Source organism: Plantibacter flavus (assembly GCF_002024505.1).
GTDB lineage: Bacteria > Actinomycetota > Actinomycetes > Actinomycetales > Microbacteriaceae > Plantibacter > Plantibacter flavus_A.
The window spans coordinates 606,513-625,265 of record NZ_CP019402.1 but is presented as its reverse complement, the minus strand read 5'-3'; the positions used below and the strand labels follow the sequence as shown (position 1 = coordinate 625,265).

The window sequence follows — 18,753 nt, the reverse complement described above, 5'->3', positions numbered from 1 at the left end:
TGTGGGCCTCGATCCATACCGGACATCATTGTCCGGTATACGTTACGCCGTCCGGGTCATGCCCACCAGCCCTCACGGCGGGCTCCCAGTCGGGTGCTCCGGAGCGGCCGCGCGGCGTTACGCTACCGGGATGTCGTCCACGCCCCCGAAGCCGAACCGAGGCCCGAGCGCGGGACCCGAGAACCGCCGAGCGCTCGTCGCCGCAGCGCGTCAGGTGTTCGCCGCTGACGGCTTCAGCGCTCCCCTCAGCGCGGTCGCGAAGCGGGCGGGCGTCGGACAGGGCAGCCTGTACCGGCACTTCCCCGACCGGATCTCCCTCGCCCTCGCGGTGCTCGACGAGAACGTCGGCGAGCTGGAGGAGCACGCCGGGCGAACGGATGCGACCCTCGACACCCTGCTCGACGTCGTGATCGACCAGGCCCTCGTCACCTCGCCCTTCGTCGAGGCGATCCTCGGCGAGGGCGACGACCCCCGCGTGATCGCGCTCGGCACTCGCCTCGACAGCCTCGCGCACGCCCTGCATGCGAAGGAACTGGCTGCACACCGCATCGCCGACCACGTCGAGCCCGACGACATCCTCATGGCGATCTCGATGGTGGGAGCGACCCTCACCCGCATCCCAGATTCCCATCGAGCCGACACCGCGGCGCGCGCGAAGGCGATGTTCCGCCGCTCCTTCGGCCGATGAACCGGGGCGGGATGATGGCTGCGGCTGGGTCGGTGACACAGGACACCCGCGAACCGTGTGCCGACAGCCCATTGAGGCGTGCGAGGGACGACCGTAGGGTCGGAGGGACAGAGAAGGGGTCCGCCATGCAGGCCAGCGCGTTCGCGTCGATCGACGTCGACACCATCCGTCGCTCCCTCGGCGAACCGGATCCCGCGGCGACGGCCAAGATCATGGACGAGCTCGACGAGAACTGCCTCGCCTTCCTCGCCCACTCGCCGTTCTGCACCATCGCGACGTCCGACGTCGACGGCCGGTGCGACAACTCCCCGCGCGGGGACTACCCGGGGTTCGTCCGGGCGCTCGACACCCGCACGCTCGTGATCCCGGAGCGCCTCGGCAACCGGCTCGCCGACTCCCTGCAGAACATCGTCCAGAACGGCCACATCGGCATGCTGTGCTTCGTCCCCGGCATGAGCGAGACCCTCCGGATCAACGGCACGGCCACCGTCACCGACGACCCGGCACTCATGGCGATGCTCGAACAGGACCACGTGACGCCGCAGCTCGCGATCGTCGTGCGCACCGAGGAGGTCTACCTGCACTGCGGGCGGGCACTCCTCCGCGGCGGGCTGTGGGACGCCGAGATGCAGGAGCTCGCGGCCGAGGTGCCGAGTGCGGGCCGGATCTGGGCGAGCATGTCGGGCCTGAGCACCGAGGTCGGCGACGCCATCGACGAGGCGGTCGCCGTCGGGAACCAGAGTCTGTATTGATGGCTGGAAGCAAGAGGGGCTACTGATGCGCAATCGCGCGGGCATGACCGGTCCTGATCTCCAGATCGGCGATGCCATCGACACGAGGGATTTCTGATGCGCAATCGCGCGGGCATGACCCCGCTCATCGTCCAGGAGATCGTGCGCGAGACACCGACGATCGTCAGCGTCGTGCTCGCCGATCCGGAGGGCCGCCGACTCCCGCCGTGGGACCCCGGAGCGCACATCGACCTGCAGCTCATCACCCGCCACGAACGGCAGTACTCGCTCTGCGGTGATCCTGCGGACGAGTTCCGGTACCGGATCGCCGTCCTGCGGGAGGAGCACTCGCGGGGTGCCTCGCACTACATCCACAACTTCCTCAAGGTCGGTCGGAAGGTGTTCATCCGGCCACCAAGGAACCTGTTCCCACTCTCGGACGCGAAGCGGCACCTGCTCCTCGCGGCCGGCATCGGGATCACGCCGCTGCTCTCGATGGCGCGTCGGTTGGCCGCGGGCGACGCCGATTGGACCCTCGTCTACGCGGTGCGTACCCGGGAGGACGTCGCGTTCGCGCCGGAGCTCGAGGCTCTGGGCGACCACGTGCGGATCCATGTCAGCGCGGAGAGCGGCCGTCTCGACTTGGCCGGCCTCCTCGCGGGCCTCGAGCCGGGCACCGACGTGTCGGCCTGCGGGCCACGCGGGTTCACCGACACCCTCACGAACCTGGCCGAGACGCTGCCCGAGGGCTGCCGGTTGCACCTCGAGCGGTTCGAGCCGAAGCCCCGCGCCTACCTGCCGAACACGGCGTTCACCGTCGAGTGCGCGAGGTCGGAGCGGACCGTCGAGGTTCCCGCCGGGCAGACGATGCTGCAGGCGATGCAGGCCGCGCGGGTCGGTGTCGCCGGGTCGTGCATGCGGGGCGTCTGCGGCTCCTGCGCCGTGCAGGTGGTGGACGGGACGCCGGAGCATCGCGACTCCCTGACGACCGACGACGCGTCGATGATCATGTACCCGTGTGTGTCGAGGTCGCTGACGCCGACGCTCGTGATCGACGCGTAGGCGGCGCGGCGCGGCCCGACCTCTCAGCACCCGACCCCGGCCCCTGAGCCTGTCGAAGGGCGTCGTCGCCCGTGAGCACTTCGACAAGCTCAGTGACCGATGGAGGGCTCAGCTGCCGGAGGCACGCACCCCGTTGGTCAGGGGCGCCAGGTGGCGTCGGCGGAGGCCAGGACCGTGCCGTCGGCGGCACGCACGACGACCGAGGTGCCCTCCGGGCCGTCCGTCCCCGCGATGCGGAACGCCGTGTCGACGAGCACCGGTGCCTCCGCGCGGAAGCGGACCGACGCGAGCCGACGACCACCGGCGTTCGCCGTGAGGGCGTCGAGCACCAGGATGCGGGTGAGCGGACCGTGCACGAGGAGGTCGTCGAGCCCCTCGACCTCACGCGCCCACTGTCGGTCGTAATGGATGCGGTGCGTGTTGCCCGTCACGGCCGAGAAACGGAACAGCTGGCGGGAGTCGAGCGACCGGGTCACGGTCCAGTCGGCTCCGACATCGGGATCGACGTCCTCGGCGGCCACCTCGGGCGCCGCCGTCCGCGGGGAGGGCACCGCGGGCTGCGCCTCGAGGAACACGTCGTGCCAGGTGCTGCGGACGGTGACCTCGCCGTCGACGAGGTACTCACGCACGAGGTCGGCGAAGACCAGGCGGCCGGCCCGCCCCTGCTTCTCGACGAGCGAACCGAGGCTCGTACGCTGCGTCACCATGTCGCCGTAGCGGAGGGGCGCCAAGAACTCGGTGTCCTCCCCCGCGTACATGCGGCGCGGCAGGTCGATGATCGGCAGCACGCCGTCCTCCGCGGGTGAGCCGTCCTCGCGGAGCTGCGCGAACGACGTCTCGAACGGGAAGTGGACGCCCTCCCAGCCGGCGGGGAGCTCCTCGCCGAGCACCGGTTCCGGTGCCGCGGTCGCGAAGGTGCTGCGATACCAGGAGGCGGGACGGAGATCGAGCTGCTCTGTCCGCTCGACGAGCCCCACTCAGATCACCCCGTCGGACCGCAACGCGGCGATACGGTCGGCAGGCTGTTCCGTCCGATCCACGACTCCCACTCAGATCACCCCGTCGGACCGCAACGCGGCGATACGGTCGGCGTCGTACCCGGCGAGCGCCGTCAGCACGTCGTCCGCGTGCTCGCCCATGTGGTTCGCGGGGCGGTCGGTGGTCGCGGGCGTCGCGCTCAGTTTGATCGGCTGGCCGAAGGAGCGGAGGGTGCCGAAGGAGCCGTAGTCGGTCTCGACGACCATGTCGCGTTCGGCCGTCCCGGGGTCGTCGACGACCTCGCCGATGGTCTTCACGGCGGTGAGCGGGACGACGTCGCCGGCCAGTTCCTCGAGCTCGGCGCGGGTGCGGTCCGCGAACCAGGAGATGACGAGCGGCTTGACGCGACGGGCGTAGACCTCCTCGTCGAAGCGTTTGCGCATGGTGTCGATCTCGGGGTCGGCGATCGCCTCGGGCGTGCCGAACAGCTCGCAGCTCGCCTTCCAGAGCTTGTCGGTGTACGCGCCGAAGAACACCTGACCGTCGGCGCAGGGGAACAGCTCGTAGGGCCGCACCCAGGCGTGTTCGTTGCCGGACGGCGAGGCGACGGTCCCGTCGACGGTGTAGTCGACGACGGCGGTCTCGGTCATCGCGATGATGCTGTCGACCTGGGCGACGTCGACGAGCTGGCCCACGCCGGTGCGCTCGGCGTGCCGCAGCGCGGCGAGGGTGCCGATGACGCCGAACATCGTCGCGGAGAGGTCGCCGATGGTGACGCCGACGCGCACGGGCGGCTGGTCCGCGTAGCCGTTCATGGACCAGAGTCCGCCGGCGGCCTGGGCCGTGTTGTCGAAGGCCGGGCGGCGGCTGCGCGAACCCGTCTGTCCGTAGCCGGAGATCGCCGTGTACACGAGCTTGGGGTTGATGGCGGCGAGCGCCTCGTACGGCAGGTCGAGCTTCGCCATCGTCCCCGGGCGGAAGTTCTCGACGAGGATGTCGGCGCTCGCGACGAGGTCGCGCAGCACCTCCTTTCCGGCGTCGCTCGCGAGGTCGAGCGCCAGACCGAACTTGCCGCGGTTGTACTGGCCGTAGTAGCCGCTGAACTCCTCGTCGCCGTCGCGCAGGTAGGGCGGGAAGCCCCGGGAGACGTCGGGGTCGTTCGGGTTCTCGATCTTGATGACGGTCGCGCCGAGGTCGGCGAGCATCGATGCGGCGTAGGGGCCGGCGAGGACACGGGAGAGGTCGAGGACCACGACGCCCTCGAGCGAGCCGGGCGGGACGGCGAGTCGTTCCGTGGCGGCGAGGACCGCTTCGGTGTCGGCTCCGGTCGACGGCTGCTCGGTCATTCGTGTCCTCCTGATCGCTGTACTCCGTACCGGTCAACGGTATCGGGCGGTGGAGGCCTCACCCATGGGTGAACCGCACACCTCCTGCGCCGTTCCATGGATCACCCCTCCGTCGCCCCGGATGACGGGCGTGCATCGCGACCGGGATAGGTGAGGCTAGGCTAACTCCATGCGCAGCGCGACCCTCCTCCGATCGAGACGCGCGCTCGCCGTCGGCACGCTGGCCGTGGCGCTCCTCGTCATCGCCCTCGCGAGCCTGATGCTCGGCAGCAACCTCATCAGTCCCGTGGCCGTCCTCACCGCCCTGTTCGACCCCGCCCAGGACACCGGCGCCGTCGTCTGGGGGTCGCGGGTGCCGCGCACGGTGCTCGGCGTCCTCGTCGGCGTCTGTCTCGGCATCGCCGGTGCCGTCATGCAGGGGCAGACCCGCAACCCGCTCGCCGACCCCGGCCTGTTCGGTGTCTCCGCCGGCGCGAGCCTCGCGGTCGTCGTCGGGGTCTACGTGCTCGGCACGAGCTCGGTGATCACGACCCTCTGGCTCGCCCTGCTCGGCGCCACCGTCGCCAGCGTCATCGTGTTCTCCGTCGCCGCGCTCGGCCGCGGACTGTCGAGTCCTGTCCCGCTCGCGATCGCCGGCACCGCCGTCTCGGCCCTGCTCGTCGCCCTGACCTCGTACCTCGTCCTGTCCGACGAGACGACGCTCGCCGCCTATCGCATCTGGGTGGTCGGTTCGCTGTCCGGCCGATCGCTCACGGGCGTCGACGCGGCCCTGGTCTTCGCCGGGCTCGGCCTCGTGTTCGCGGTCGCCAACATCCGCTCGCTGAACGCCCTGGCGCTCGGGACCGAGCTGGCGAACGGCCTCGGTGAGAACCTCATCCGCGCACGACTCGTGGGGCTCGCCGCGATCACCCTGCTCACGGCCGCCGCCGTGGCCCTGACCGGCCCGATCGCCTTCGTCGGACTCACCGCCCCGCACATCGCGCGCACCCTCGTGGGCGGGCACCACGGCTGGCTCCTCCCCGCCTCGGGACTCGTCGGCGGGAGCGTGCTGCTCGCGTGCGACGTGATCGGTCGACTCATCGGTGGCACCGCCGAGGTGCCCGTGGGCGTCGTCCTCACCGTCGTGGGCGGCGTCGCGTTCATCGCCATCGTGCGTCGCGGACGGATGGCGGAGCTGTGAGCGCCGTGCGGGAGGGCAGCCGCTTCTTCGGCCGCCTGTGGCGAGGGCGGGTCGTCGGCGTCACGATCGCCTGTCTCGTCGTCGCGCTGGCGTTCGCCCTGCTCGGGATCGTCGCCGGCTCGTCGTCCCTGACGATCCCCGACGTGATCACCACCCTGCTCGGCGGCGGGACCGGCGGCCAGGAACTCATCGTGTTCGAGCTCCGCCTCCCCCGGGTCGTCGGCGGCCTCCTCGTCGGTGCGTCCCTCGGACTCGCCGGGGCCCTGACCCAGACCTTCGCACGCAACCCGCTCGCCACTCCGGACATCCTCGGTGTCACCTCGGGTGCCGCGCTCGGGGCCGTGGCCGCGATCGTCCTGGTCGGCGGCAGCTACTCGGTCGGGGCCGGCGCCCTCAGCCTGGGCTTGCCCGCCATGGCCGCGATCGGCGCCCTCGTCACCTCCGCCGCCGTCTACGCGCTGTCCTGGCGCGGCGGCGTCGACAGCTTCCGACTCATCCTCATCGGCATCGGTGCCACCGCGACCCTCGGCGGCATCACGAGCTACCTCATCGCCCGGGCGCAGATCACCGAGGCGGCAGCGGCGGCACAGTGGCTCGTCGGCAGCCTCTCGGGCATCTCCTGGTCGAGCGTGTGGCCGGTGCTCGTCGCGCTGGTGATCCTGACGCCGATCGCGGTCCTGCAGACGAGCAGCCTCGACATCAGCCAGCTCGGCGACGAGTTGTCGACCGGCCTCGGCGTCGCGGTCCAGCGGCATCGGATCGTCGTCATCGCGTGCGCGGTCCTGCTCGTCGCCGCGGCCGTGTCCGCGGCGGGGCCGATCGAGTTCGTCGCCTTCGTCGCGCCGCAGATCGCCCGCCGCCTGGCCCGCACCGGTCGCCCGCCGCTGCTCGCCTCCGCGCTGCTCGGCGCCGTCATCGTCACGGGCGGCGACGCGCTCGTCCGTGGTGTCCTGCCGGGCGAGATCCCGGTGGGCATCATCACGGCGATCGTCGGCGCGCCCTATCTCATCTGGTTGCTGACGCGCCGCAAGGAACGGGAGACCTCCGCATGACCGACCCCGCCACGACCGCATCGCCCGCGCAGGAGCGCCCGACGCCCGCCCTCGAGGCTCGGGGCGTCTCCCTGGCCTACGACCAGACGGTGGTGTTCGAGGGGCTCGACCTCCGCATCGAGACGGGCGAGGTCACGACCCTCATCGGCGCCAACGGCTGCGGCAAGTCGACGCTGCTCAAGGCGTTCGGTCGCCTGCTCACCCCGACCGCCGGCACGGTCGAGCTCGACGGCCGCGGCGTGCGGTCGATCCCGACCCGCGAGGTCGCGCGCCGGCTGGCGATCCTGCCGCAGAAGCCCCTGACGCCGTCGGCGACGACCGTCCGCGACCTCGTCTCGCGGGGCCGGCACCCGCACCAGAGCCTCCTCAAGCCGTGGACGCCCGCCGACACGATCGCCGTCGACGAGGCGCTCGCCGCCACCGGTCTCGAGACCCTCGCCGACCGCGACACGGCCTCCCTGTCGGGCGGGCAGTTGCAGCGCGCCTGGATCGCCCTGGTCCTCGCGCAGCGGGCCCCAACGATCCTGCTCGACGAGCCGACGACCTTCCTCGACCTCAGCCACCAGCTCGACGTCCTCCGACTCGTGCGGTCGATCAACCGCGAACGTGGCGCGACGGTCGTCATGGTCCTGCACGACCTCACGCTCGCCGGTCGCTACTCCGACCGCCTCGTCGTCGTGGGCGGCGGCCGGGTCATCGCCGACGGCACCCCCTGGGAGGTCCTCACCCCGGCCGTGCTCCGGGAGGCGTTCGACCTCGACGCGATCGTCATCCCCGACCCGAGCAGCGGTTCGCCACTCATCGTGCCGGTCGACCCCGACGACGCGATCGCCCTCGACGCGGAATGATCCGGGCGATCGGGCATTCCGATATCGTTTCGTGACTTAGGTTCGGCTACCCTAAGTATCATGACGATCTCTTCACGCCTCCGCCGCGCCGCACTCGTGCTCGTGCCCGCGCTCGCCCTGGTCGGCCTCGCCGGCTGCTCCCCCACCGCCGCCTCCGAAGCCGACAGCAGCGGCGCCTGGAGCTACACCGACGACACCGGCACCACGGTCAAGCTCGACGAGCAGCCCAAGCGCATCGCGAGCTTCGCCGATTACGCGCTCGGCCTGCACGGCAACGGCATCGACCCCGTCGCGGTCTTCGGTCGCGTCGACGTCGCCACCGACAAGCGGTTCTCGGACTACGACCTCGGCGACACGGCCATCGTCGGCAACAGCTACGGCGAGATCGACCTCGAGGCACTCGCCGAGGCGGCACCCGACCTCATCGTGACGGGGATCTACCCGACCGATCGCGACGGCACGCTCGACCTCAAGGGCCCGTACTACGGTGTCGCCGACGTCGAGCAGCAGGAGCAGCTGGAGAAGATCGCTCCGGTCGTCGCCATCAAGGTCGGCGGCAAGGGTGCCGACGTCATCGCCTCGCTCAACAAGCTGTCCGAGGCGCTCGGAGCCGACGAGGACACCATCGCCGCGGCGAAGGAGAAGTACGACGCCGCAGCAGCGGACCTGACCGACGCAGCGAAGGAGACCGACCTCGAGGTCACGCAGATGTACGCGGACGCGAGCGGCATCTACGTCGTCAAGCCGCAGGACGAGCCGGAGACCGAGCTGTACAGCGAACTCGGCGTGAAGTACACGAACGCGAACCCGGACGGTTACTACTACTGGGACATCTACAGCTGGGAGAACGCCGGCCAGGCGATGACCGGTGACGTCCTGCTCGTCAACGTCGAGGGCTTCCAGCAGAGCGACCTCGAGGCGCAGGCGACCTTCGCCTCGCACCCGGCGCTCGTCGCCGGCCAGATCCACTCCTGGAACACCGCCGCCCTCGACTACACGTCTCAGGCGAAGCAGATGGAGACGCTCGCCGGGATCCTCCGCGAGTCGAAGGCGCTGTAGCGAGCACGGGGTGGGGCGGCCCTCGGGCGCCTCACCCCGTGTGCTCCCGACGCACCGGAACGGCTCCGGAGTGTGCCGACCGCACATGGGCTGAGCCTCCAGACGGCCGGTAGCCTCGTCAGGCGTCCCGGCCGTCCGGGTGCGCCCAACACGAAGGAGTGCCATGGCCATCCAGAGCGCGCGCGAGAGCGACCCACGCGGATCCGACACCACCACCGCAGGCCAGAGCGACATCGATCGCGACGGCCTCGACTCCCGGGTGCAGCGTCGCCGCGCCATCCTCGCCAGCTCGGTCGGCACCGTCATCGAATGGTACGACTTCACCCTCTACGGGCTGGCCTCCGCGCTCGTGTTCGCGCCGCTGTTCTTCCCCGGCGCCGGTGACCTCGCCGGCCTGCTCGGCGCGTTCGCCGGCTTCGCGGTCGGCTTCGGTGCCCGCCCGATCGGCGGCCTGATCTTCGCCCATTACGGCGACAAGCTCGGGCGCAAACCGACGCTGCTCATCACGCTCCTCTTCATGGGCGTCGCGACCACCATCATCGGGTTGCTCCCCACCGCCGAGACCATCGGCATCTGGGCACCGATCCTGCTCATCGTGCTGCGGATCTTCCAGGGCATGGGCTCGGGCGCCGAGTTCGCGGGCGCGATCACGATGGCGAGCGAGTCCGCCGACGTGAAGCACCGCGCGTTCGCCGCCTCGTTCCCCGGTGCCTCCGTGTACGTGGGCATGGCGCTCGCGACCACCGTCTTCGCCGTGGTGAGCACGCTGCCGATCGAACAGTTCCAGAGCTGGGGTTGGCGGATCCCGTTCCTCGCGAGCGTCGTCATCGTCGCCTTCGCCCTGTACTTCCGCCTGCGCGTGAAGGAGACGAAGGCGTTCGAGAGCGCCGAGGAGCGCGGTGCCGTCACCTCCGCTCCGCTGGCCGGCGCGATCCGCTCGCACTGGCGCGTGATCATCTGCGGCATGGCGCTGTTCACGTTCGCCCTGCCATGGGTCTACGTCGTGCAGGTGTTCTCGCTGTCGTACGTCACGGGCACGCTGAGTGTGAACCCGACGGAGGCGCTCATCGGTCTCATCGTCGCCGAGGTCCTGACCATCCCGACGGCGCTGCTGTTCGGTCGCCTCGCCGACCGCATCGGTCGCAAGCCCGTCCTCATGGGCGCCGCGATCTTCGGTGTGGTCTACGCGTTCCCGATGTTCCTGCTCTACAACACGGAGCAGTCGACCCTCGTCGCGCTGGGCCTGATCCTCGGCCTCGCCGTCATCCAGGGTTCCACCATCGGCACCTCGGGGGCGCTGCTCGCCGAGATCTTCCCGACCTCGATGCGCTGGAGCGGCATCGCGCTCTCCCGCGAGATCCCGGCCGCCCTCGTCGGCGGGACGGTCCCGCTCGTCGCGACCGCGCTCGTCGCCGCGAGCGGTGGGGCACCGTGGTTGGTGGCGGCGTACCTGCTGGTGCTCAGCGCGATCGGCATCGTCGGGATCGCGTTCCTCCCGGAGACCCTGCCGCGGAAGCAGCGCGGCTGACCTGCCCCCCCCCCCCCGATCCCGCCCTTCGACAGGCTCAGGAACCGCCCGTCGAAGGGCGACGTCACCCGTGCGCACTTCGACAAGCTCAGTGACCGGCGGAGGTGCACTCAGTGACCGGGAGCGGGAATCCCTCCGCTACTCCTCGTCCCAGGTCATGCGACGGCCCATCACGGGCACGGAGGCCAGGAGTTCTCGGGTGTAGGCGTCCTCGGGAGCAGCGAGGACGGTGGCCGTGGGGCCCGCCTCGACGACCCGGCCGGCCTGCATGACGCTCACCGTGTCGCACATGTAGTTCACGACGGCGAGGTTGTGGGAGATGAACAGCACCGTGAGTTCGAGCTCGCGCTGCAGCTCGCGCAGCAGGTTGAGGACGACGCCCTGCACCGACACGTCGAGCGCCGAGGTGATCTCGTCGGCGATGAGGACCTCCGGTTCGGCCGCGAGCGCCCGGGCGATCGTGATGCGCTGCCGCTGACCACCCGAGAACGCCGACGGCAGGTCATTCGCCCGGTCCGGGTCGATGTGCACGCGCTCGAGCAGCTCACCCACCCGGGACCGCTGCTCCGAGCGACTCCAGGAGCGCCCCGTCGCCCGGGACCCCTCGGCGATCGACAGTCCGATCGGCATGCGCGGGTCGAGCGCGGAGTACGGGTCCTGGAAGACGAGCTGCACGCGTCGACGCGCACGACGGGCAGCGGACGAGCGCCCCACGATGTCGGCGCCGTTCAGTCGGATGCCGCCGGCGCTCGGGATGACGAGGCCGACGGCGGCCGCGGCGACCGTCGACTTGCCCGAGCCCGACTCCCCCACGAGCCCGTGGGACGTGCCCGGTCGGACCGTGAGGTCGAAGCCGTCGACCGCGGTGTGCGCGGACACGCCGTGGCCGTAGCGGACCGTGAGGCCGGAGAACTCGAGACCGGTCATGCGCGCTGTCCTTCGATGGTGATGGGCCCTTCGACAACCGGATCCTGAGCTTGTCGAAGGGCAGGGACCAGGGGGTCCTCCTCGTCGATCTCGTCGATCGCACCGATGACCGGGAGCGGCATGGTGCGGTCGGAGGTCATGTCGGGGACGCAGGCGATGAGCCCACGGGTGTACGGATGCCGCGCCTCGTGGAGGCGGTCGGCATCGAGCGATTCGACGATGCGGCCGTCCTTCATGACGAGGATGCGGTCGCAGAACCCGCTGACGAGGGCGATGTCGTGCGAGATGAGCAGGATCGCAGCGCCCGTCTGCTCCTGCGCCTCGTGGAGGACCCGGAGGACCTGACGCTGCACCGTCACGTCGAGCGCCGTCGTGGGCTCGTCGGCGATGAGCAGCTTCGGGCGGCCCATGAGTCCCATGCCGATCATGGCCCGCTGGCGCATGCCGCCGGACAGCTCGTGCGGGAACTGCTTCAGGCGCTTGGCCGGAAGCGGGATCCGCACCGACTCGAGCGCGGCCTCGGCACGCTTCGTGGACTCGGCCGTCGACAGCCCCTCGTGGACCTCGACGGTCTCGCGGAGCTGCTTCCCGATCGTGAGCGAGGGGTTGAGCGAGGTGAGCGGGTCCTGGAAGACCATGGCCAGCTCGAGACCGAGGCGGCTGCGCTCGGCCTTCGTGAGCGGTGCGGTCATGTCGATCCCGCGGAAGCTCAGCTCCGAGGCCTGTACCGAGGAGTCCGGCCCGAGGAGGGCGGCGATCGCCATCGCGCTCACCGACTTGCCCGATCCGGACTCGCCGACGACACCGACGACCTCGCCGGGCATGATCGTGAGGCTGATGCCGTGGACGCGCTCGACGAGTCGGCCGTCGCGGTCCGGGAAGGCGACGCGGAGGTCGCGCACCTGCACGACGGGCTCCTGGTCGGCCGGGGTCGCAGCCGCAGCCGAGGCGGTCGCGGGAGCCGCGGTGCGACGTCGCGCCGGCGCAGGCAGGCCGAGCAGCCGCTTCGAGGACTCGTTCCAGAGCTCGCCGAGCTGCGTGAAGATGACACCGCACACGACGAGCGCGATACCGGGACCGATCGCCGCCATCGGGTTGCCGTAGATGCGGGCGATCCCGAGGCCGAGGAGGCGCCCCCAGTCGTACTCGGGCGCCTGGACCCCGAGACCGAGGAAGGACAGGCCGGCGAAAGCGAGCAGCGTGCCGGAGGCGGAGACCGCCGCGTTCACGAGCATCGGCGGGAGCATGTTCGGCATGACGTGCCGGACGAGCACCTCCGCCTGCCCGACACCCGCGATCCGCGCGGCCTTCACGTAGTCGCGACCGATGAGCGACGACGCGAGCGTGTAGGTGAGGCGGGCGAAGGTCGGCACGCCGGCGAACCCGACGGCGAGCATCGCGCCGGTGGCGCTCGCGCCCCAGATCACCGAGAAGAACAGCGCCATGAGGAGCCACGGGAACGACAGCAGGATGTCGATGAGGGCGGTGACGAGTCGGCGGAGCGGTCGAGGCAGGACCGTCGCGACGGCCCCGAGCACGACGCCGCCGACGACCGAGATCGCCGTGGCGCCGAGGGTCAGGAGCACGGACACCCGCGTAGCGACCATGACCCGGGCGAAGACGTCCCGGCCGAGCTCGTCGGTGCCGAAGGGGTGGGCCAGGCTCGCACCGGCGAGGCGGTCGGCCACGGACGTCGTGTCGGCGGCGGACCCCCAGACGGTCGGGCCGACGACCGCGACCACGATGATCAGGAGCGCGCCGATCGCGCCGGTGAGGCCGCGCGGGGTGCGGAGGCGGTCGAGCACCGGCGATCGGCGTGAGGGTGTGGGACTGGAGGTGGTCGGACGGATGCTCATGAGCTCAGCCCTCCGTGATCGAGGAGCGCGGATCGATCGTCGCGAGCGCGATGTCGATGAGGAGGTTGAGACCGAGGACGAGGATCGCGTACACGAGCACGATGCCTTGGATCATCGGGTAGTCCTTCGAGGTGATCGACGAGACGATGCTCGTCCCGAGACCGGGGATGGCGAAGACCGTCTCGATGAGCACGGTGCCGGCGACCATACCCGTGAGGATGATGCCGCCGATCGTGAGCGTGGACGTCACCATGTTCGGCAGCGCGTGCCGGAGGTAGACGAGGTGTGTCGGGAGGCGCTTGCTCCGTGCCGTGGTCATGTACGGCATCTCGAGGACGGCCAGCATCTCCACGTGCACGATGCGGGCCAGGTAGGCCATCGGGCCGACCGCGAGGGCCACCACCGGCAGGATCGCCTGGTCGAAGCCTCCCCAGCCGGCGGCCGGGAGCACCTTGAGCCCGATGCTGAACACGGCGATGAGACCGACGGCGAGCAGGAGGCTCGGGATGGCGATCAGCACGCCGAGCAGACCCGAGACGCCGAGGTCGGCGAGTCGGCGGCGGCCGGTGCGCGAGGACACCGCGGTCGCGACGCCGATGGGGAAGGCGCCGATCGCCGCGAGGAGGAAGGACGCGACCGCGAGGGTGAGCGTCACCGGGAAGCGCTGCGCGATCGTGTCGGCGACCGGCCGCTGCGACCCGATCGCCGTGCCGAAGTCGCCGCGGAACAGTCCGCTGACGTAGTTGACGAACTGCTCCGGCACCGGCACGTTCAAGCCGAGGTCGGCGCGCGTCCGCTCGACGAGTTCCGGCGTCGCACTGTTCCCGAGCGCAGCCCGCACCGGGTCGCCCGGCACGAGCTGCACGATCAGGAACGTCGCGACGATGACGATGGCGAGGGAGACGAGCACCCGGCCGAGTCGTCGGAGGATGAAGGACGTCCGCGGGGAGAGTCCGCCGAGGACGCCACGACCCCCTCGACGCGCGACCGCCGGGCCGCCGGGGCCCGTGGCCGGGTCGGTGGCCTGCCCGGTGGTCACGGTCGAGGGGATCGCCATGATCAGCCGACCATCCGGATGCTCGTCGGGCGGATGAAGTTCGGCCGCTCGACCTCGGCGCCGTTCAGGTACATGAAGTCCTGCGCGTCGGCGATCGGGAACACGTCCGTCCGCTCGATGAGCTTCGCCTCGGCCTGCTGCCAGAGGTCGCAGGTCTCCTCGGGGCTGGCCGTCTTGGCCTGCTCGGCGAGCGCGTCGTACTCCGGGTTGTCGACGAACATGAAGTTGTTGCCGCCCTTGTCCGGGGTCTCGCCACCGAAGAAGGTGTTCACGATGACCGGTCCGCCCGGAGCGATCTGCACGAAGCCGGTGTCCCAGTCGAAGGTCGAGAACAGCTGCTCGGACCAGGCGTTCGCGTCGTTGCCCGAGAGCTCCGTCGTGACGCCCAGCTCGTCCCAGGTCTGCTGCACGAGCTCGGCCGCTGCCGCGTGGCTCGGGGTGGCCGCGTCGTAGATGAACTTGATCGTCAGCGGCTCACCGTCCTTCGACCGCTTGCCATCCGAACCGAGCTTCCAGCCCGCCTCATCGAGCAGCTCGCCGGACTTCTCGACGTCCGTCTCGGGGAGCGTCCACTGCGGGCCGTCGGCGACGCAGAGGTAGGGGCTCTTCACGACGAGCGACTTCGATTCCTCGGCGGTGCCGTCGGTGACGACCTCGCCGACCTGCTCGCGGTCGATCGCGGTGACGAGGGCCTCACGGACGAGCGGGTCGGAGGTGGGACGCTCGGGACGCTCGTTGAAGAGCATCTCGCCGATCGGGTTTCGCACGCCCTCGCTGCCGAGACCGGCCGCCTCGACGCGGTCCTGGTCGGCGCCGCCGATGCTCGCGGCGTTCACGTCACCGGAGAGCAGCAGGTTCGCGGCGGTCCCGGGGTCGGTGACGACGCGGACCTCGAAGGTGTCCGGCAGGCCCTTGGTGTCGCTCGTGACGTCCTCGGGACCCCAGGTGTAGTCGTCGCGCTTCGTGAAGGTGTAGCTGGAACCCGGGGTCGCCTTGTCGAGGGTGAAGAGGCCGGTGCCGTTCATCGTCTCGACGAGGGAGTCGGGGTCGTCGAGGCCGGCCTGGCAGACCATCTCGACGGTGCCGGTGTTGGCGAGGATGAACGGGTCGGGCGTCGAGCTCGTGACGGTGAGCTGGTTGCCGTCGGCGGTCGCGGTCATCCGCTCGGAGACCTGCGCGCCGTAGTAGAAGGTCGCGTTGGCCGGGTCGGCGTTGTAGGTGATGTTCGCCGCGGCGGTCTCCGCGGTGAACGGGGTGCCGTCCGCGCAGGTGATGCCGTCCTTGAGCGTGTAGGTGATGGAGGTGGAGCTCGCGTCCTCCTCCCAGCTCTCGGCCAGCCAGGGCAGGAGCTCGCCGTCGGCGTTGACGTACACGAGCGACTCGTAGTGGAAGCTGATGATCTCGCGGGCCTCGAGGCTGATGCCCGTCATGGGGACGAGGCTGCCGGGGTCGCCGCTCATCGCGGTGACGAAGGTGCCGCCGGAGACGTACTCGCCGGAGGGATCGGAGGATTGCGAGGAGGTGCACGCGGTGAGGGCCACCGCGGTGAGGGCCGCGGTGGCGAGGGCCGCCGCGGCTTTCCGCTTGCTGTTCATGCTGGATCCTTCGTACTCGGGTGGCCGTGGTGCGCGGGTGGCCGGATCAGATGGGGTGAGGTGCCGTGCTGGTGCTGGTGGAGAGCTGTGCTGGTGCTGGGGTGGGTCAGATGCGCTGTCGGGTCGCCGTTCCGATGCGGGCGAGCGGACCCGCCGCCTTCACGGAGACCTTCAGGGTGGGACGGGTGGCGTACGAGACGGGGGTCTCGAGCACGTCGACGATCTCGACCGAGCGCGGGTCTGCGCCGGCCTGGATCGCCTTCTCGATCGCGGAGCGTCCTGCCTCCTCGATGGCGGCTGCGCGGTCGGCGAAGTCGCAGAGCTGATCTGAGCGCCCACCGGCGAGCGCGATGGCCGCGCCCACGGCGTTGGCGACGTTGCCGCGCGCCGGGCGCAGGACCTCGCTCGCGCCGAGGACGGCGTCCGGGACGAGGAATCCTCCGCCGCCGACGACGACGAGCGGGAGGCCGGTGCGGCCGAGCGACATGCGCTCGACGGCGGACTCGATGCGTTCGTGGGCGACGCCGAGCGCGTGCTCGAGTGCTTGGCGGGTCGCGCGGTCGAGGGGCGGCAGCTCGCGGTCGGCGATGCCGAACTGGAGCGAGGCCGCGTCGGTGAGGGTCGGGGTGGTGCCGCCGAACAGCAGCGCCTCCTCGGTGAGCCGGTAGCCGACCGAGTCGTGCCGCGGGACACCGGTCGCGGTGTCGACGATCGTGCCGCCGCCGAGGCCGACGCTCAGGATGTCGGGCATGCGGAAGTTCGTCCGGACGCCACCGACCTCGCGGGGCAGGGTCGACTCGCGGGGGAACCGGTCGACGAGTACGCCGAGGTCGCTCGTCGTGCCGCCGACGTCGATGATGATCGCGTTGTCGGCACCGGAGAGGAACGCGGCACCGCGGATGGAGTTCGCCGGCCCGGAGCCGATCGTGAGCACCGGGTAGCGCGCCGCGTACTCGACGGCCATGAGCGTGCCGTCGTTCTGGGCGAAATAAGTGGTCGCGTCGAGTCGCTCCTCGGCGACGACGGTCGTGAGCGCGTTCGTGACGTCGCGGGCGACGGCATAGAGGGACGCGTTCAGGACGGTCGCGTTCTCGCGCTCCAACAGGCCGAGCGCGCCGATCTCGTGGCTCAGCGACACCGGGATGTCGACCCCGACGTGGTCCTGGACGAGCGCCTCGACCTCGAGCTCCTGTTCGGGGAACGAGGGGCTGAAGATCCCGCAGACGGCGACGGCGTCGAAGGTGCCGGCCAGGGCGTCGAGCTCCCGACGGATGAGGTCGCGGTCGAGCGGGGCGATCGGGTAGCCGTCGACGAGGTGGCCGCCGCCGGCGAGGATGCTCCCCGCGAGGACGACGTCGCGCAGCTCCCGCGGCCAGCCGGCGAGCGGCGGGAGCGAGGTGGCGGCGGGCGAGCCGAGCCGGATGACGACGACGCGTCCGAGGTCGCGACGGTTGACGATCGCGTTCGTCGCGTGGGTGGTGCCGAGCATGACGCGGGTGACGAGGCCGCGGTCGTCACCGAGCTGGTCGAGGACCTCGGCGAGCGCCGCCCGGATGCCGCCGGTGACGTCGCGGGTGGTGGGCTGCTTCGTCCACGAGACGACCTCGCCCGTGCCCGAGAGCGCGACGGCGTCGGTGTTGGTCCCGCCGACGTCGATGCCGATCGCGAGTTCACCCGAGGTGTCGGTGACGGTGCTGGTGCCGGCGCTCATCGGGTCGCTCCAATGGTCTCGTCGGCGCTCACGCCGAACGGCTCGTAGTCGAGGTCGTAGCCGAACGCGCGCGGACCGGCGAGTTCGAGGCCGCGCTCGGTGCGCCACAGTGGATCGCACGCCCAGGCGAGGACGCTCACCCGCTGCCCGAAGCGCAGCATCTCGGTGGAGATCGCGTCGCCCGTCTCGGAGTCGACGATCGTGACGAGGTCGGGGACGCTGACGATGACCGCTCCGTCCTCCATGACGACGAGGTTCTCGTTCTGGATCTCCACGCGGGTGAGGCGACCGCGGTGCTCGCCGATCCCCTCGACCGTGACGGAGCCGCGGGTGAACCCGCCCTCGGTGCGGCGCTCGATGTCGACGACCTTGCCGCCGGTGATGAGGGATGCGCCGAGTTCGTCCGTGAGTGCGCCGACGGGGTCGGTGGCGGTGAGGAGCCGTCGCCCGACCTGCACGGCGCGACTGACGCTGCCCTCGATGACCGCGCCGCGGACGGTGTCGCGGTCCATGACGTAGTTGGCGCCGATCGAGATCGCTCCGCTGGCCACGGTGAGAGCGCGGGCGTGGCGCTCGAGCCAGGCGAGGCTGACCGGCCGCAGGATCGAGACATTGCCGATCACGTCGCTGAGGACCGCGTACCCGGGCGGGAGGTTCGCGACGTTCATCGCGGTCATCGGCGCTTCCGGGAAGGCACGTCCCATGCCGTCGGCGTCGAGGATGCTGAGGCCGAGGCTCGCGGCCCAGCCGACGGGCCCGACGCCGTTGCTGCCGCCGATCTCCGTCGCCATGATCGTGGTGATGCGCTTGCCCGTGAGGCGCTCGATCTCCTCGACGATGATCTCGGCCTGGCCGCTCGCGCCGAGCATCTCGAAGCCCACCGAAGGGGCACCGATGCCGGACATGGCGACGACCACGTCGTCCGCGTCGAGGTCGGCGACCTGTTTGACGGGGACCGGACCGAACCGCTCCAGGGCGATCTCGACGCCGAGCTGCGGGGTCTGCACCGCGCCGCCGCCGCCGGTGCCGAAGATGGCGCATCCTGCGGCGAGCGCCGGCACGTCGGCCAGGGTGATGCTCGTGATCGGCGTGGCCGACGCTGCGGAGCGTGCAGCGGGGTGGTTCGTTGACATGT

16 protein-coding genes are annotated in these 18,753 nt (G+C 70.8%); 8 read left to right on the top strand and 8 right to left on the bottom strand.

The features are described 5' to 3' along the window. Window positions 1–130: 130 nt before the first annotated feature. The 3 genes from BWO91_RS02880 (at window position 131) to BWO91_RS02870 (ending at window position 2,481) form a co-directional block, all read left to right on the top strand. Complete coding sequence (locus BWO91_RS02880; protein ID WP_079001105.1) at window positions 131–688, top strand: TetR/AcrR family transcriptional regulator; 558 nt, start codon at window positions 131–133, stop codon at window positions 686–688. A 125-nt stretch (window positions 689–813) separates the two neighbouring features. Then, window positions 814–1,440, top strand: coding sequence for an MSMEG_1061 family FMN-dependent PPOX-type flavoprotein (locus tag BWO91_RS02875; protein WP_153303364.1), 627 nt, complete (start codon window positions 814–816; stop codon window positions 1,438–1,440). A 96-nt stretch (window positions 1,441–1,536) separates the two neighbouring features. After that, a complete protein-coding gene (locus BWO91_RS02870) occupies window positions 1,537–2,481 on the top strand; it encodes a PDR/VanB family oxidoreductase (RefSeq protein WP_079001103.1) in 945 nt (314 codons plus the stop codon). Between the two features lie 137 nt (window positions 2,482–2,618). Here the strand turns inward: BWO91_RS02870 and BWO91_RS02865 are convergent, their stop codons facing one another. Both BWO91_RS02865 and BWO91_RS02860 read right to left on the bottom strand, forming a co-directional pair. Further along, on the bottom strand, window positions 2,619–3,458 hold the full coding sequence (locus BWO91_RS02865) for an FAS1-like dehydratase domain-containing protein (protein ID WP_079001100.1): 840 nt from the start codon (window positions 3,456–3,458) through the stop codon (window positions 2,619–2,621). Window positions 3,459–3,530: 72 nt separating this feature from the next. After that, complete coding sequence (locus BWO91_RS02860; RefSeq protein ID WP_079001098.1) at window positions 3,531–4,805, bottom strand: CaiB/BaiF CoA transferase family protein; 1,275 nt, start codon at window positions 4,803–4,805, stop codon at window positions 3,531–3,533. Between the two features lie 169 nt (window positions 4,806–4,974). Here BWO91_RS02860 and BWO91_RS02855 point away from each other — a divergent pair, with 169 nt between their 5' ends. From BWO91_RS02855 to BWO91_RS02835, 5 genes are all read left to right on the top strand, one after another. Beyond that, window positions 4,975–5,985, top strand: coding sequence for a FecCD family ABC transporter permease (locus BWO91_RS02855; protein WP_064297045.1), 1,011 nt, complete (start codon window positions 4,975–4,977; stop codon window positions 5,983–5,985). Next, a complete protein-coding gene (locus BWO91_RS02850; RefSeq protein WP_064297044.1) occupies window positions 5,982–7,037 on the top strand; it encodes a FecCD family ABC transporter permease in 1,056 nt (351 codons plus the stop codon). Before BWO91_RS02855 ends, BWO91_RS02850 begins: the two co-directional genes overlap by 4 nt. Further along, window positions 7,034–7,885 (top strand): ABC transporter ATP-binding protein, encoded by an 852-nt coding sequence (locus BWO91_RS02845; RefSeq protein WP_079001097.1) that lies wholly within the window; start codon window positions 7,034–7,036, stop codon window positions 7,883–7,885. Before BWO91_RS02850 ends, BWO91_RS02845 begins: the two co-directional genes overlap by 4 nt. Before the next feature lie 60 nt (window positions 7,886–7,945). Beyond that, on the top strand, window positions 7,946–8,944 hold the full coding sequence (locus BWO91_RS02840; protein WP_079001095.1) for an ABC transporter substrate-binding protein: 999 nt from the start codon (window positions 7,946–7,948) through the stop codon (window positions 8,942–8,944). Window positions 8,945–9,107: 163 nt separating this feature from the next. Beyond that, a complete protein-coding gene (locus BWO91_RS02835) occupies window positions 9,108–10,472 on the top strand; it encodes an MFS transporter (RefSeq protein ID WP_079001093.1) in 1,365 nt (454 codons plus the stop codon). Between the two features lie 138 nt (window positions 10,473–10,610). On the opposite strand, the gene BWO91_RS02830 is transcribed toward BWO91_RS02835, so the two are convergent. From BWO91_RS02830 to BWO91_RS02805, 6 genes are all read right to left on the bottom strand, one after another. After that, entirely contained in the window at window positions 10,611–11,399 is a 789-nt protein-coding gene (locus tag BWO91_RS02830) for an ABC transporter ATP-binding protein (protein ID WP_079001091.1), read from the bottom strand. Continuing rightward, entirely contained in the window at window positions 11,396–13,255 is a 1,860-nt protein-coding gene (locus BWO91_RS02825; RefSeq protein ID WP_071261724.1) for a dipeptide/oligopeptide/nickel ABC transporter permease/ATP-binding protein, read from the bottom strand. Before BWO91_RS02825 ends, BWO91_RS02830 begins: the two co-directional genes overlap by 4 nt. Window positions 13,256–13,259: 4 nt before the next feature. Continuing rightward, window positions 13,260–14,312: an ABC transporter permease gene (locus BWO91_RS02820; RefSeq protein WP_079001089.1), complete on the bottom strand. Its 1,053-nt coding sequence runs from the start codon at window positions 14,310–14,312 to the stop codon at window positions 13,260–13,262. Window positions 14,313–14,314: 2 nt separating this feature from the next. Next, window positions 14,315–15,907, bottom strand: a complete 1,593-nt coding sequence (locus BWO91_RS02815; RefSeq protein ID WP_071261723.1) for an ABC transporter substrate-binding protein — start codon at window positions 15,905–15,907, stop codon at window positions 14,315–14,317. A 106-nt stretch (window positions 15,908–16,013) separates the two neighbouring features. Continuing rightward, the gene (locus BWO91_RS02810) at window positions 16,014–17,618 is read right to left on the bottom strand and encodes a hydantoinase/oxoprolinase N-terminal domain-containing protein (RefSeq protein WP_064296013.1); all 1,605 of its coding nucleotides are present in this window, start codon (window positions 17,616–17,618) and stop codon (window positions 16,014–16,016) included. Beyond that, complete coding sequence (locus tag BWO91_RS02805; protein WP_064296014.1) at window positions 17,615–18,751, bottom strand: DUF917 domain-containing protein; 1,137 nt, start codon at window positions 18,749–18,751, stop codon at window positions 17,615–17,617. The genes BWO91_RS02810 and BWO91_RS02805 overlap by 4 nt, the downstream gene beginning before the upstream one ends. Window positions 18,752–18,753: the final 2 nt, after the last annotated feature.

Coding starts and splice junctions, on each gene's coding strand:
- BWO91_RS02880 (WP_079001105.1), top strand. CDS start 131: ATGTCGTCCACGCCCCCGAAGCCGAACCGAGGCCCGAGCGCGGGACCC.
- BWO91_RS02875 (WP_153303364.1), top strand. CDS start 814: ATGCAGGCCAGCGCGTTCGCGTCGATCGACGTCGACACCATCCGTCGC.
- BWO91_RS02870 (WP_079001103.1), top strand. CDS start 1,537: ATGCGCAATCGCGCGGGCATGACCCCGCTCATCGTCCAGGAGATCGTG.
- BWO91_RS02860 (WP_079001098.1), bottom strand. CDS start 4,805: ATGACCGAGCAGCCGTCGACCGGAGCCGACACCGAAGCGGTCCTCGCC.
- BWO91_RS02855 (WP_064297045.1), top strand. CDS start 4,975: ATGCGCAGCGCGACCCTCCTCCGATCGAGACGCGCGCTCGCCGTCGGC.
- BWO91_RS02845 (WP_079001097.1), top strand. CDS start 7,034: ATGACCGACCCCGCCACGACCGCATCGCCCGCGCAGGAGCGCCCGACG.
- BWO91_RS02840 (WP_079001095.1), top strand. CDS start 7,946: ATGACGATCTCTTCACGCCTCCGCCGCGCCGCACTCGTGCTCGTGCCC.
- BWO91_RS02835 (WP_079001093.1), top strand. CDS start 9,108: ATGGCCATCCAGAGCGCGCGCGAGAGCGACCCACGCGGATCCGACACC.
- BWO91_RS02830 (WP_079001091.1), bottom strand. CDS start 11,399: ATGACCGGTCTCGAGTTCTCCGGCCTCACGGTCCGCTACGGCCACGGC.
- BWO91_RS02825 (WP_071261724.1), bottom strand. CDS start 13,255: ATGAGCATCCGTCCGACCACCTCCAGTCCCACACCCTCACGCCGATCG.
- BWO91_RS02820 (WP_079001089.1), bottom strand. CDS start 14,312: ATGGCGATCCCCTCGACCGTGACCACCGGGCAGGCCACCGACCCGGCC.
- BWO91_RS02815 (WP_071261723.1), bottom strand. CDS start 15,907: ATGAACAGCAAGCGGAAAGCCGCGGCGGCCCTCGCCACCGCGGCCCTC.
- BWO91_RS02810 (WP_064296013.1), bottom strand. CDS start 17,618: ATGAGCGCCGGCACCAGCACCGTCACCGACACCTCGGGTGAACTCGCG.
- BWO91_RS02805 (WP_064296014.1), bottom strand. CDS start 18,751: ATGTCAACGAACCACCCCGCTGCACGCTCCGCAGCGTCGGCCACGCCG.